Source organism: Phenylobacterium sp. (assembly GCF_013822795.1).
Lineage (GTDB): Bacteria > Pseudomonadota > Alphaproteobacteria > Caulobacterales > Caulobacteraceae > Phenylobacterium.
Genome location: NZ_PNLB01000007.1, coordinates 24,990 through 39,456, shown reverse-complemented (window position 1 = coordinate 39,456; position 14,467 = coordinate 24,990). Strand labels below are relative to the sequence as shown.

Sequence of the window (14,467 nt, the reverse complement as noted above, 5' to 3'; positions counted from 1 at the left end):
GGCGTAGGGTCTGAGCATCATGGACCTGGCGGCCCTTCAAAAGATCCTCTCGGCCCTGTCGGGCGCCCGCATCGTCTGCGTCGGCGACCTCATGGTGGACCGGTTCGTTTACGGCGACGTGACCCGGGTCTCGCCGGAAGCGCCGATCCCGGTGCTGGCGCGCAAGCGTGAGCTGGTGATGCTGGGCGCGGCCGGGAACGTCGCGCGCAACGCTGCGGCGCTGGGCGGCGAGGTCTGTCTGGTCGGGATGATCGGCGGCGACCCTGAGGGCGTGGAGGCCCTGCGGCTGATCAAGGCGGAAGAGGGCGTCGAGGGCTTCGTCGTGAGCGATGCGGCGCGGCCGACCACCTTGAAGACCCGCTTCGTCTCCGGCGGGCAGCAGCTGCTGCGCGTCGACATGGAGACCAGCGGCCCGGCCAGCGGCGACGTAGAGCAGCGCCTCGTCCGCACGGTCCGCGACGTGGCCAAGGGGGCGGGCGTCATCCTGCTGTCGGACTACGGCAAGGGCGTGGTGACCGCGGCGGTCATTGAGGCCTGCCGGGCATCCGGCGCGCTGATGATCGTCGACTCCAAGGCCCGATCCTTTGCGCGCTATGGCGCGGTCGACATCGTCAAGCCGAATGCGGCCGAGCTGGCGCACGCCACCGACATGCCGACCCAAACCGATGCCGAGATCGAGGCCGCGCTTGGCCACGCCCTGACGCTCTGCGAAGCCAAGGCGATCTTGGTGACGCGCGCGGCCAAGGGCATCTCGCTGGCCGTCCGCGGCGAGCCGGTTCGCCACTTCCCAGGCGTGCCGCGCGAGGTGTTTGACGCCTCCGGCGCCGGCGACACCACCTTGGCGGCGCTGGGCGTCGCGCTGGCGGCCAAGGTCGATGTCGCCGACGCCATCGAGTTCGCGATGCTGGCGTCCGGCGTTGCGGTCGGCAAGGCGGGCACCGCGGTCGTGACGCCTGAAGAGATGATCGAGGCGTCGATCACCGCCCATATGGCCCCGGCTGAAGCCAAGATCGCCACCCCGCAGCGGATGGCCGACGAGATCGCCCGCTGGCGCGCCAAGGGGCTGAAGGTCGGCTTCACCAACGGCTGCTTCGACATCCTGCATCGCGGCCATGTCGCCTATCTGTCCCAGGCGAGAGCCTGGTGCGACCGGCTGATCGTCGGCGTAAACTCCGACCGTTCGGTGCGCGAGCTGAAGGGCGAGGGACGCCCGGTCAACGACCTGGAGAGCCGGGCGATGGTGCTGGCCGGACTGGGGTCGGTCGACCTGGTGGCGCCGTTCGACGAGGACACGCCCATCGCGCTGATCGAGGCGGCCCGGCCCGACGTGCTGATCAAAGGCGCCGACTACGCTGAGAGCGAGGTGGTCGGCGGCGACTTTGTGAAGTCTTATGGCGGCGAGGTCAGGCTGGCTCAGCTCGTGGACGGTTATTCCACGACCGCCGCCATCGCACGGATGCAGGAGAAGGCATGACGCGTCGCATCATCTTCGTCACGGGCGGCGCCGGCTTCATCGGCTCGAACATCGTCGCCAAGCTGGCCGAGGACCCGTCGCTGGACGTGGTGGTCTGCGACCGCCTGCGCGAGGCCGAGCTCGGCAAATGGCGCAACATCGCCAAGCATCCGATCGGCGACTTCGTGGCCCCCGAAGCGATGTTCGAGTGGTTGGAGAAGCGTTGGCGCGACGTCGAGCTGGTGGTCCACATGGGCGCTGTGTCGTCGACCACCGAGCCGGACGCCGACAAGATCATCCATTCGAACTTCACGCTGTCGCGCGACCTGTTCCGCTGGTGCGCCGATCACCAGCGCCGCTTCATCTACGCTTCGTCGGCCGCGACCTATGGCGACTCCACCGACTTTCGCGATCGTGACGATCTGGAGTGGTTGACCGGTTTGCGCCCGCTGAACACCTATGGCTGGTCCAAGGCGCTGTTCGATCTCTTCGCGGCGCGCCAGGCCGCGCGCGACTATGCGCCGCCGCAGTGGGTTGGCCTGAAGTTCTTCAACGTCTACGGGCCGAACGAAGAGCATAAGCACTCGATGAAGTCGGTCGCCTCGCAGATCTGGCCGAAGGTCCGCGACGGCCATTCGGTGCAGCTGTTCAAGTCGTACCGCGAAGGCGTGCCGGACGGCGGCCAAACTCGCGACTTCGTCTACGTCCGCGACGTGGCCGACGTGATCGGATGGCTGGCCAAGAACGACCAGGTGAACGGCGTCTATAACCTTGGCTCGGGAACCGCCCGCACGTTCGAGGACATGGCACGCGCGGTGTTCGCGGCGGCCGGCCGCGAACCGGAGATTGAGTACACCCCGATGCCGCCGGCGATCCGGGACAAGTACCAGTACTTCACCCAGGCGAACATGGAGCGGCTGCAGGCGGCGGGCTACAACCAGCCCATGACCACTCTCGAGGACGGCGTCACCGATTACGTGAAGCGCTATCTCTCCCAGCCCGACCCCTACCGCTAGGCGAAGGGACGTATGGCCGATCGTCCCAAGGGTTTTCGGCGTCTAGCAGCCGCCGCGATCGTGCTGACCGCGCTGGTGCTGTCGGCAGCCGTCTATGTCTGGCGCGACGATATCCTGCGCACGCGGCTCGATCCCAAGGAGCCGTTCCAGATCTATGACCCGCCGCCGGCGCCGAACTATGCCGAGCGCTCGGCCTGGGCGCTGATGCCGAACGCGCCCGAGGCGCCCACGGCCGCAGAGCCGCCGGCCGACGTCTTCTTTGTCGGCCCGACGACGTTCGATGGCGGTCGCCATTGGAATGCGCCGATCGACGATCCGAGGGCCGACCGGCTGTTCCGCCAGGTGATGGCGCCGAACTATGCCGGTCCGTTCGTGCGCGTCGGGCGGATCTTCGCCCCGCGCTACCGCCAGGCCAGCCTGTACACGTTGATGACGCTGCGCGACGACGCCAAGGAGGCGCGCCGCTTCGCTTATGGCGATGTCGCCGAAGCGTTCCGCTACTACGTGGCCCACTACAACCTCGACCGTCCGTTCGTCATCGTCGGAGTGGAGCAGGGGGGCACCCTGGCCGCGCGGCTGATCGCCGAGGAGATCGCGCCCAATCCCGCGCTGCGGGCGCGCATCGCCGCAGCCTACCTGATGCAGACGGTCGTCCCCTCGGACAAGCCGCCGCTGCCGCCGTGCATCGCGCCCAAGCAGACCGGGTGCCTGGCGGCCTGGGCCTCGGTCTATGACGGCGAACCCGAGCGCGCCCAGGCGTTGCTCGACCGTTCGCTGGTCTGGGGCGACGCCGGGCAACTGGTCAATCTCGGCGGCCGTACGCCGATCTGCTTCAATCCGCTGTTCGGGGCGGTCTTCGACGCCGAGGCGCCGGCCAGGCTCAACCTGGGGGCCACCAACGCGACCGGGTTGGAATGGGGGGCGCGGCCGGCCTTTCTGACCCGCCAGGTCGGCGCCAAGTGCGAGAAGGGCATCCTGCGGGTGACGCGGCCGAAGTCGCCGTCGCTGAGGCCCGCCGGGTCGTGGACCGACCGGCGCCGGGCGCCCGGTTACAACGTGTTCTTCGCCGACCTGGAGGCCGACGCCGGCGCCCGGGTCGCGGCGCTGGCCGAGCATGGGGCCAAGCCTGTCGATTGACCCTGGCGGGCTTCGGGGATCATCGTCTCGTCACCGCAGGACAGGAGACGCCGGATGGACAACCGCCAGATCGTTCTTGAGCAGATCCCGCAGGGCAAGCTGACGCCGGAGCACTTTCGGCTTCAGACGACGCCGGCCCCGACGCCCGCGGACGGCGAGGTGCTGGTGCGCACCCGCTACATCTCGCTCGACGCGGCCAACCGCGCCTGGATGCAGGGCGCGACCTACCGCTCGGCGCTGCAGGCCGGCGATGTGATGGCCGGCGGATCGGTCGCGGAGGTGGTGGAGAGCAAGGCGGCGGGCCTGACTGCCGGCGACCTCGTGTTCGCCGACACCGGCTGGCAGGAGTACGCGGCGGTCCCGGCCAAGGGCCTGTCGCCGCTGCCGGACCTGACGCCGGTGACCCACCTGATCAGCGTCTACGGCGTCGCCGGGCTGACGGCCTATTTCGGGCTGATGGAGTGCGGTCGGCCGCAGGCCGGCGAAACGGTCGTGGTCTCGGCCGCCGCGGGATCGGTGGGCTCGATCGTCGGGCAACTGGCCAAGATCAAGGGCTGCCGCGTGGTCGGGATCGCCGGCGGGGCCGAGAAGTGCGCCTGGCTGACGGACGAGCTCGGGTTCGACGCGGCGGTCGACTACAAGGCTGGCGACGTGCGCCGCGCGCTGCGGGCCGCGTGCCCCGACGGGATCGACATCTATTTCGACAATGTCGGCGGCGAGATCTTCGAGGCGGCGCTGTTCAACATGAACAACTTTGGCCGCATCGCCTGCTGCGGGGCGGTCTCCCAGTACGACGGCGCCGCTCCGGCGCATGGGCCGCGCGGGGTGCCCGGCCTGATCGTCACCAAGCGGCTGAACGTGCGCGGCTTCATCGTCTCGGACTTCTATGACCGCCGCGATATCGCCCTGGCGGAGCTTCAGGCTTGGGTCGCCAGCGGGGCGCTGAAGGTCCAGGAGGACGTCATCGAGGGGCTGGAGAACACGCCGGCCGCCCTGGTCGGGTTGCTGGCGGGCGAGAACCGCGGCAAGCGCATGGTCAAGGTCAGCTAGCCGGGGCCTTAACCAGCGTCCTTCAGCGGCGAGCTCGGCCGCCAGTCGAACAGCTCCTGCAGCACGCGCAGCGCCTGGCCGCGAGGCGAGGTCAGCTCCGGGTCGCGTTCGAGGATCAGCCGCGCGTCGTCGCCGGCGGCGGCGATCAGGTCGCGATGGGCGATGGGATCGGCGAACACGTAGGCCGGGAAGCCGGACTGGCGCAGGCCGAGGGCGTCGCCGCCGCCGCGCAGCTCCAGGTCGCGTTCGGCGATCAGAAAGCCGTCGTCGGTGCGGCGCAGGATGTCGAGGCGCTTTTGCGCCGTCTCAGAGAGCGGCGGGTCGTAGAGCAGGACGCAGGCGCTCTCGCGCGAGCCGCGGCCGACCCGGCCGCGCAGCTGGTGCAGTTGGGCCAGGCCGAAGCGCTCGGCCTGTTCGATGACCATGATCGTGGCGTTGGGGACGTTGACCCCGACCTCGACGACGGTCGTGGCCACCAGGAGGCTGATCTTGCCGTCGGCGAAGTCGGCCATGACCGCGTCCTTCTCCGGGCCGGTCATCTTGCCGTGCACCAGGCCGACGCCGGGGCCGATCTTCGCCCGCAGCTCGGCGGCGCGCTTCTCGGCGGCCTTGAGGTCGACCAGTTCGGATTCCGAAACCAGCGGGCAGATCCAGAACGCCTGGGCGCCGTGGGCGATGGCGTCGCGCAGCCGGGCCTCGATCTCGTCCAGGCGGGTCGTCGGCACGGCGCGGGTGGCGACCGGCGTGCGGCCTGGCGGCTTCTCGTCGATTCGCGAGACGTCGAGGTCGCCGTAGATGGTCAGCTCGAGGGTGCGCGGGATCGGGGTCGCCGACATGGCGATCAGATGGACGGCCTGGCCCTTGGCCTGCAGCCGCTGGCGTTCGGCGACGCCGAAGCGGTGCTGCTCGTCGATGACCGCCAGCTGGAGATTCTGGAAGCCGACGTCGTCCTGGAAGAGGGCGTGGGTGCCGACCGCGACCTGCGCCGCGCCGGAGGCCAGGGCCCGCAACTTCTCGGCCCGCGCCGCGCCCTTGTCGCGACCGGTCAGCAGGATGGCGGTGATCCCGTGGTCCGACAGCGGGCCGGAGATGGTCTCGAAGTGCTGGCGGGCCAGGATCTCGGTCGGGGCCATCAGCGCGCTCTGGCCGCCGCCGGCGGCGACGTCGGCCATGGCCAGCATGGCGACGACGGTCTTGCCGGACCCGACGTCGCCTTGCACCAGGCGGCTCATGCGGTCGCCGGCCTCGAGGTCGCGGCGGATGTCGGCCAGCGCGCGGTCCTGGGCGCCGGTCAGGCGATAGGGCAGGTCCTCGCGCACACTTCCGGCCCGCGCGGAGGCCGCGATGCGGGCGGCGGGCTCGGCGCGGCGTTCGGACTTGCGCTGGGCCATGGCCAGCTGGTGGGCCAGCAGCTCGTCATAGGCCAGGCGCTGGGCGTGGAGGGTCTGGGGCGCGAGGTCGAGTTCGGATTGCGGGGCGTGCATGAGCGCCAGCGCCTCGCGCCAGCTGGGGAACCGTTCGCGGGCCAGCCAGGCGGCGTCCTGCCACTCCGGCAGCTCGGGCGCGCGGCCGAGGGCCTCGAGCGCGAACTTGCGGACGGTGCGGGCCGGCAGACCGGCGGTGGCCGGATAGACCGCCTCGAAGGCCGGGATGTCCTCGGCGCGATCGATGGCGACGATGTAGTCGGGGTGGGCGATCTGCAGGCCCGCGCCGAAGCGCTCGACCTTGCCGCTGACCAGTCGCTTGGCGCCGAGCGGGTGCTTGGCCTCCAGCTGGCCGCCGAAGCTGCCGAAGAACACCAGGCTGAGCACGCCGGTGCCGTCGTAGGTCTCGACCCGCCAGGGCTGCTGGGGGCTGCGCGGGCGCTTGTAGGCGTCGATCTGCACCTCGAAGATCTGCACGGCGCCTTCGATGGCGTTGGCGACGGTGGCGTGCTCGCGGCGGATCACCGAGTGCGGGCGCAGGAACGCCACGTCGCGCACGATCGGCCCCGCCAGCTTCTCCAGCAGGGGAGCCACGCGCGCGCCGACGCCCTTGAGGGTCGTGATCGGAGCGAAGAGCGGAAAGAGAATCTCGGGCCGCATGGGCGGAACATAGCGCGACCATGGACAGGCTGCGGCGCCCATGATGAAGTTCCGCAAAACCCAGGGGGGAAATCATATGCGTAAAGCGCTTCTCGCGGCGGCGAGCGTCGTCCTGCTGGCCGCCTGCAGCCCGCCGGCCGAACAGGTCGAACAGGCCAAGGCCCCGGTCGCCGAACCCGCCGTTCCGGTCGATCCGACGTTCACGGGCCTGACCCGGCCGAAGGGCGACGACCAGTTCGGCTACTATCTGCCGACCGCCGAAGTGAAGGTCGGCGACTACCGGCTCGACAACCTCCACATCGCCGGCCAGATGGGCTTCAACGACTGGGAACGAGGCGAGCGGACCAAGACTTATGCGCCGGTGATGCTGGAGTTCGTCGACATTACCAGCCCGGCCCGCAAGAACGCGCTCGGCAACGTCGTCTATTCGGTGAAGCTCAAGGTGCTGCCGGACGCCTACGCCGTTACCGACGAGCGGATCAGGCTGGTCGGCAAGCATCCGAAGCTGGGCGATGTCCGGCTGGACGTGAAGCTCGACCCTGCGGCGCTGAAGAAGACCAAGGGCACGAAGGGCAAGGACGGCGTGACCGTGGCCGACGGCGCGCTGCAGGTCGGAGATACGCCGTTCAAGGCCGTGGCCTTCACCTGGCGCGGCGGCGATTGGGGCTGACACGTTTTCGGCGAACGCGGACTGGCGTGAGTGGGCGCAGCGGCCTATATCGGCCGCTCGCCCATGAGTATCGATGACACACGACTGAAGCGTTTGAAGTTCCGGGCCTGGCACCGGGGCTTCCGGGAAGCGGACCTCATTCTGGGGCCGTTCGCCGACAAGTACGCCCATACGCTGACCGTCGACCAGCTCGACGCCTTCGAGGCGTTGATGGAGCAGGCCGATCAGGACCTGTACGAGTGGATCGTCGAGCGCACGCCGACGCCGCCTGAGTTCGACGGCGAAATCATGGGCATGATCAAGACCTTCCGCTTCGAAGCTTTCGAGGCGCGGGGAGGGCCGCATGGCGGCTGACGGTTTCCGCGCGCCGACGGCGGCGGAGACGCGGCGCATCGCCCAGGACCCCGGGCGTCTTGATTTGGTCGGCGCGCCGGAGGGCTTCGACGCCCTGGTGATGGCGGACATCGTCAAGTCACGCGGCGGGCTCTCGGTGTTTGTGGCCCGTGACGCATCGCGCCTGTCGGCCTTCATCGACGCCTTCTCGTTCTTTGCTTCGAACGTCGAGATCGTTCGCTTTCCTTCGTGGGACTGCCTGCCCTACGACCGCATCGGCCCCTCGGCCGGCGCCGCCGCCGAGCGGATGACGGCCCTGGCCCGGCTGGCCAAGGGGTTCGACGCCAAAAAGCCCGCCCTGCTGGTGACCACGGTCCCGGCGCTGGTCCAGCGCGTACCGCCGAAGTCGGCGGTGGAGGGCGCGGCCTACTCGGCCACGGTCGGCAACGTCGTCGAAATCGCCGATCTCGAACGCTACTTCGCGATCAACGGCTATCAGCGCGCCTCCACGGTGTCGGAACGCGGCGAGTTCGCCATCCGCGGCGGGGTGATCGACGTCTTCCCGCCCAACGCTGAAGAGCCCGTTCGTCTCGACCTGTTCGGCGACACGCTGGAATCGATCCGCGGCTTCGATCCCGAGACCCAGCGTTCGACCCGGCAGTTGAAAGACATCTCGCTGCTGCCGGTCAGCGAGGCGTTGCTCGATAAGGACGCGATCTCGCGGTTCCGCCGCGGCTATGTCGAAGCCTTCGGGGCGCCGGGCGGGGATCCGCTCTACGACACGGTCAGCGAGGGCGGTCGCCGCGCCGGCATGGAGCACTGGCTGCCGCTGTTCTATCCGGACATGGCGACGCTGCTCGACTATCTGCCGAGCGACACGCTGATCGCCCTGGACCACCTGGCCGATGGGGCCCGCGACGAGCGTCTCTCGATGATTGAGGACGCCTACGACGCCCGCGCCCAGGCCGACCGCAAGGTGCACTATCGGCCGCTGGAGCCGACGCGGCTCTACATGGACGCCGACGAGTACCGCGAGCGGCTGGCGGTGCGCCCGACGCGGCGGTTCTCGGCGTTCCAAGAGGTCGAAGGCGAGAGCGTCATCGACATGGGCGCGCGGCTCGGGCGCGCGTTCACGGCCGAGCGCCAGCAGGATTCGGTGAACCTGTTCGAGGCGACCGCCGACCACGCCAAGCGACTGGTGGGGGAGGGCAAGCGAGTCCTGTTCGCGTCCTGGTCGGACGGATCGTCTGATCGTCTTGGCGCGATGTTGGCCGACCATGGCCTGAAGAACATTTCGCTGGCGCCCTATTGGGACGCGGCGCGTGCGGCCGATCCGAAGGTCTTCCAGCGCGTGGTGCTGCCGCTGGAATCGGGCTTCGAGACCGACAAGCTGGCGGTCATCTCCGAAACCGACATCCTCGGCGACCGCTTGGCGCGCCCGCGCCGCCGGCGCCGCGCCTCGAACTTCCTGGCCGAGGCCTCATCACTGACGCCGGGCGATCTCGTCGTCCACATCGACCACGGCATCGGCCGCTACGAGGGGCTGAAGACCCTAGACGTCGCGGGCGCGCCACACGACTGCCTGGAACTGCAGTACGGCGGCGAGGCCAAGCTCTACCTGCCGGTCGAAAACATCGACCTGCTGACTCGCTATGGTTCGGACGGCGAGAACGTCCAGCTTGACCGCCTTGGCGGCGCGGCCTGGCAGGCCCGCAAGGCCAAGGCCAAGGAACGCCTGCGCGAGATGGCCATCGGCCTTATTCGCATCGCGGCCGAGCGGGCGACCAAGGACACCGACGCGATCACGCCGCCGCATGGCGTGTTCGACGAGTTCTGCGCCCGCTTCCCCTACGAAGAGACCGAGGACCAGCTCAACGCCATCGGCGACGTGCTGGAGGACCTGGGCGCCGGCAAGCCGATGGACCGCCTGATCTGCGGCGACGTCGGGTTCGGCAAGACCGAGGTCGCCCTGCGCGCGGCTTTCGTAGTCGCCATGAGCGGCAAGCAGGTCGCCGTCGTGGCCCCGACCACGCTGCTGGCGCGTCAGCACTACAAGACCTTCTCCGAGCGGTTCCAGGGCTGGCCGGTCAAGGTCCGCCGCCTGTCGCGGCTGGTCCCGGCCAAGGAGGCCAGCGAGACCCGCACGGCCCTGGCCAACGGCGAGGTCGAGATCATCGTCGGCACCCATGCGGTGCTGTCCAAGCAGGTCAGCTTCAAGGACCTCGGCTTGGTGATCGTCGACGAGGAGCAGCACTTCGGGGTCAAGCACAAGGAGAAGCTCAAGGAGCTTCGCGCCGACGTGCACATGCTGACCCTGACGGCGACGCCGATCCCGCGCACGCTGCAGATGTCGCTGTCGGGCATCCGCGAGATGTCGATCATCGCCACGCCGCCGGTCGACCGGTTGGCGGTGCGGACCTACATCACGCCCTTCGATCCGGTCGTCATCCGCGAGGCGCTGCTGCGCGAGAAGTACCGTGGCGGCCAGGCCTATTACGTCGCCCCGCGGATCAGCGACCTGCCGGATCTGCAGAAGTTCCTGCGCGAGCAGGTCCCCGAGGTGAAGTTCGTCGTCGGTCACGGCCAGATGGCGCCGACCCAGCTCGAGGAGGTGATGAGCGCCTTCTACGAGGGGCAGTACGACGTGCTGCTGTCGACGACGATCGTCGAGAGCGGCCTCGACATCCCGAGCGCCAACACGATGGTCCTGCACCGCGCCGACATGTTCGGTCTGGCTCAGATGTATCAGCTGCGAGGCCGGGTTGGCCGGGCCAAGGCCCGGGCCTACGCCTACCTGACCACGCCGGCCGAGAAGCAGGTGACACTGTCGGCCGAGCGCCGCCTCAAGGTGCTGCAATCCCTGGACAATCTGGGGGCCGGTTTCCAGCTGGCCAGCCACGACCTGGACCAGCGCGGCGGCGGCAACCTGCTGGGCGACGAACAGTCGGGCCATATCCGCGAGATCGGGGTCGAACTGTACCAGCAGATGCTGGAAGACGCGGTCAACGAGCTCAAGGAACTGGCCGGCAAGGGCGAGGCGGCTGACCGCGGATGGTCGCCGCAGATCAATACCGGCGCCGCCGTGCTGATCCCCGACGACTACGTGCCGGACCTGAACGTGCGCCTGTCGCTCTATCGCCGCCTGTCGGACGCCGAGAAGGCGGGCGACCGCGAAGCCCTGGCTGCCGAAATGATCGACCGCTTCGGGCCGCTGCCGCCGGAAGCCGGCCAGCTGCTCAAGGTCGTGGCCATCAAGGGCATGTGCCGCGAGGCCAACGTCGCCAAGATCGACGTCGGGCCGAAGGGCGCGGTCGTCACCTTCCGGGGCGACGAGTTCAAGAACCCGATGGGCCTGGTCGGCTTCGTTCAGAAGAACCAGGTCGCCTGGAAGATCCGACCTGACCACAAGGTCGTTGTGAAGGGCGAATGGGAGACCCCCGAGCAGCGCCTGGCCGCGGCCGAGGGCATTCTGAGCGAGTTGGCGAAGCTGGCCGCCTGAATTCGCTTGGCGGCGCGCGGCGCCGCTTTAAGTTGTCGCTCCCATTGGGGGAGAGCGGCTGCCTGTGTTTTTTTCGCTCGCACTGAATCTCGTTCCGGCAATTCTAGCGTTCACCCTGTGGCGATCCTATCGAAGCGGGACCTACTGGGTATACGTCGGGCTACCGGGCGCCCGGAGGGCGTCTGCGCCCTTCGCTTACTGGTGCGCGATGATTTTGCACTTGCTGCTGCTGTTGGCGGCTAGCGCCTTCGCCGGATACTTGGACGTCATTGCCCTTCAAGCCCGTGGCTGGCTGTAGGTCCTAGCAAGCCGAGTGTCCGCAACGGGTCGATTTCGGTCCGGGACCGCATACAGCGGACGTCCAGCAGATCGACCAGAAGCGGACGCCGCGAACGGCAGCGAAGGGTGGGTAGCGGACACAGAGAGCGCTCGGGCGAACGCCATCTAGCTGACAGCTACGGTTCGCTCGCAAGGCGCCGCTATCGCGGGCCTAACCGAGCGCCGCCTCCGGGTTTGCCCCGATGGCGAGCCTGGGGACGCCTTGGCTAGCTCCCAGGCGCATTCAGCGCGCCCAGGAGACCACGATGGCCGATGCCACCGACCGCACCCGTCTTCCGCTGTCCGAGCCGCCGTTCAAGGGCGTCATCGGCAAGACCTATCTGGACTCCAAGGAGGACTGGCCCGCCGTCCCAAAGCCGCCCGAAGGCGCGCCCAACGTCGTGGTCATCCTGCTCGACGACGTCGGCTTCGGCCAGGTCAGCACCTTCGGCGGACCGGTCCCGACGCCCGCCCTGGACAAGCTGGCGGCGCGTGGTTTGCGCTACAACCGCTTCCACACCACGGCGATCTGCGGCCCGTCGCGCGCGGCGCTGATCACCGGCCGCAACCATCACAACTGCGGCGTCGGCTTCCTGTCGGAATGGGCGACGGGCTTTCCCAGCTATAACAACATGATCCCCAAGAGCACGGCGAGCGTCGCCACGGTGCTGCGGGGCAACGGCTACGCCACCTCGTGGTTCGGCAAGAACCACAACACTCCCGACTGGGAGAGCAGCGTCGCCGGTCCCTTCGACCGCTGGCCGACCGGTCTCGGGTTCGATTACTTCTACGGCTTCATCGGCGGCGAGACCCACCAGTACTACCCGGTGCTGTTTGAGAACACTGTCGCGGTCGAGCCCGAGAAGTCGCCCGAAGAGGGCTATCACTTCATGGAGGACATGACCGACCGGGCCATCAACTGGCTTCGCTACAGCAAGGCCGTGGCCCCGCAGAAGCCGGTCTTCCTCTATTTCGCCCCGGGCGCCGCCCACGCCCCGCACCACGCGCCCACGGCCTGGCGTGATAAGTTCGCCGGCCAGTTCGACGCCGGCTGGGACGCCGTGCGCGAGGCCACCTATCGCCGTCAGCTGGAGAAGGGGATCATCCCGCCCGGCACCGAGCTGACCCCGCGCCCCGAGTGGGTCAAACCGTGGGACAGCCTCTCGGCCGACGAGCGCAAGCTCTATGCCCGCTTCATGGAAAACTTCGCCGGCTACCTGGCCTATGCCGACGACGAATGCGGCCGGCTGATCGAGGCGATCGAGCAGTTGCCCGACGCCGACAACACGCTGATCCTCTACATCGTCGGCGATAACGGCGCGAGTTCGGAGGGCGGCTTCTCCGGCACCGTCAACGAGATCATGAATCTCAACGGCGTGCCCTCCAAGCTAGAGGACAACCTCGCCAAGCTCGACGAGATCGGGGGGCCCGACACCGAGCCGCACTATCCCCTCGGCTGGGCCTGGGCCGGCAACGCGCCGTTCCAGTGGGTCAAGCAGGTTGCCTCCCACCTGGGCGGCTCGCGCAATCCGATGGTCGCCGCCTGGCCGGCCAAGATCACCGACCATGGCGGCGTGCGCGACCAGTTCACCCACCTGATCGACATCATGCCGACCATCCTCGACATCGCCGGCATTCCCGCGCCTGAGTCGGTCGACGGCGTGAAGCAGAAGCCGCTCGACGGCGTCCCGATCACCTCGACCTTCGCCGACGCCAAGGCCAAGCCGGTGCGCGAGCGCCAGTACTTCGAGGTGTTCACCAACCGGGCGATCTACGACAAGGGCTGGATCGCCTGCGCCCAACACACCTTGCCCTGGCGGCAGGACCTGGCCCCCGGCCACTGGGAAAACGACAAGTGGGAACTCTACCACCTCGACGAGGACTTCTCGGAGGCCAAGGACCTGGCCGCGGTCCATCCCGACAAGCTGGCCGAGCTGAAGGCGGTGTTCGACGAGGAAGCCGCCAAGAACAACGTCTACCCGTTCGACGACCGCGGCTCTGGACGGCTGGCCACGCCCAAGCCGCCGCCGGGCGGCGCCGATCCGAACCGCACCCACTTCACCTACTATCCGGGCGCCCTGCGGCTGGCCGAAACGGCCTCGCCCAACACCAAGAACCGCTCGCACCGGATCACCGCCGAGATCGAAATGCCCAAGTCCGGAGGCGAGGGGATGATCGTCGCGGCCGGCGGCGCCTCGGCCGGCTACGCGCTCTACGTTCAGGATGGGAAGCTGGTCTATCACTACAACTGGTTCGAGAAGGAACGCACGACCTTGACCTCCGACATCCCCGTGCCAGCCGGCCGCTCCAAGGTCACGGTCGAGTTCGCCTATGACGGCGGGGGCCTCGGCAAGGGCGGCGAGGCGGTGATCGGCATCGACGGCAAGGAGGTCGGCCGCACTCGGATCGAGAACACCGTCGCCGGCCGCTTCGGCATCGACACCTTCGGGGTCGGCGCTGACACCGGCTCGCCGGTCGGCAAGAGCTACAAGGCCCCGTTCCGGTTCACCGGAAAGGTGCTGCGCGTCGATGTCGAACTCGGCCCGCGCGATCTGTCGCCCGAGGACGAGACCAGGCTCCACCGCATGCAAACCGCCTTCGCCGACACCCACGAATGAACGGCCGCGTTGGGTCGGTTTCAGCCATAGGCTAGACCCCACAACGGACATCGGCCTCCGTGTCCGAAAGCATACGCCTCCCACGTCTGCGAGCGGCGGAAAGCGGAAGATCGCCATTGGAGTTGCGTGGCTTCGGCTGGGGCGGCGTTCGCCCGGCGCCTTGACAAGACGCGCGTGTGGAGACGAGCATCACGGCATGTCGCATGGCCGCACGATCTCGAACCGACGCCGACGCCCTTGGGCGTCACGGCCGGCTATGCGCTGCTGCTTGAGCTAGCTCTCAAGTCAC

9 protein-coding genes are annotated in these 14,467 nt (G+C 68.5%); 8 read left to right on the top strand and 1 reads right to left on the bottom strand.

Going from position 1 to position 14,467, the window contains the following annotated elements; genetic code table 11:
• Positions 1-19 precede the first annotated feature (19 nt).
• From rfaE2 to C0481_RS07815, 4 genes are read left to right on the top strand one after another with little or no spacing between them, the layout of a single operon-like run.
• Positions 20-1,474 carry a D-glycero-beta-D-manno-heptose 1-phosphate adenylyltransferase gene (rfaE2, locus tag C0481_RS07830; protein WP_293402378.1) on the top strand — a complete coding sequence of 485 codons (1,455 nt, stop codon included), beginning with the start codon at positions 20-22 and terminating at the stop codon, positions 1,472-1,474.
• Positions 1,471-2,469, top strand: coding sequence for an ADP-glyceromanno-heptose 6-epimerase (rfaD, locus tag C0481_RS07825; RefSeq protein ID WP_293402376.1), 999 nt, complete (start codon positions 1,471-1,473; stop codon positions 2,467-2,469). The genes rfaE2 and rfaD overlap by 4 nt, the downstream gene beginning before the upstream one ends.
• Positions 2,470-2,481: 12 nt before the next feature.
• Complete coding sequence (locus C0481_RS07820; RefSeq protein ID WP_293402374.1) at positions 2,482-3,606, top strand: DUF3089 domain-containing protein; 1,125 nt, start codon at positions 2,482-2,484, stop codon at positions 3,604-3,606.
• A gap of 54 nt (positions 3,607-3,660) precedes the next feature.
• Entirely contained in the window at positions 3,661-4,656 is a 996-nt protein-coding gene (locus C0481_RS07815) for an NADP-dependent oxidoreductase (RefSeq protein WP_293402372.1), read from the top strand.
• Positions 4,657-4,664: 8 nt separating this feature from the next.
• Here C0481_RS07815 and recG read toward each other — a convergent pair whose 3' ends face one another.
• Positions 4,665-6,740 (bottom strand): ATP-dependent DNA helicase RecG, encoded by a 2,076-nt coding sequence (gene recG, locus C0481_RS07810; protein WP_293402370.1) that lies wholly within the window; start codon positions 6,738-6,740, stop codon positions 4,665-4,667.
• Positions 6,741-6,816: 76 nt separating this feature from the next.
• Here recG and C0481_RS07805 point away from each other — a divergent pair, with 76 nt between their 5' ends.
• The 4 genes from C0481_RS07805 (at position 6,817) to C0481_RS07790 (ending at position 14,178) form a co-directional block, all read left to right on the top strand.
• The gene (locus C0481_RS07805; protein WP_293402368.1) at positions 6,817-7,410 is read left to right on the top strand and encodes a hypothetical protein; all 594 of its coding nucleotides are present in this window, start codon (positions 6,817-6,819) and stop codon (positions 7,408-7,410) included.
• 63 nt (positions 7,411-7,473) lie between these two features.
• Positions 7,474-7,764 carry a succinate dehydrogenase assembly factor 2 gene (locus tag C0481_RS07800; RefSeq protein ID WP_293402366.1) on the top strand — a complete coding sequence of 97 codons (291 nt, stop codon included), beginning with the start codon at positions 7,474-7,476 and terminating at the stop codon, positions 7,762-7,764.
• Positions 7,754-11,242, top strand: a complete 3,489-nt coding sequence (gene mfd, locus C0481_RS07795) for a transcription-repair coupling factor (RefSeq protein ID WP_293402364.1) — start codon at positions 7,754-7,756, stop codon at positions 11,240-11,242. Before C0481_RS07800 ends, mfd begins: the two co-directional genes overlap by 11 nt.
• A gap of 584 nt (positions 11,243-11,826) precedes the next feature.
• Positions 11,827-14,178 carry an arylsulfatase gene (locus C0481_RS07790; RefSeq protein WP_293402362.1) on the top strand — a complete coding sequence of 784 codons (2,352 nt, stop codon included), beginning with the start codon at positions 11,827-11,829 and terminating at the stop codon, positions 14,176-14,178.
• The last annotated feature ends 289 nt before the right edge of the window (positions 14,179-14,467 follow it).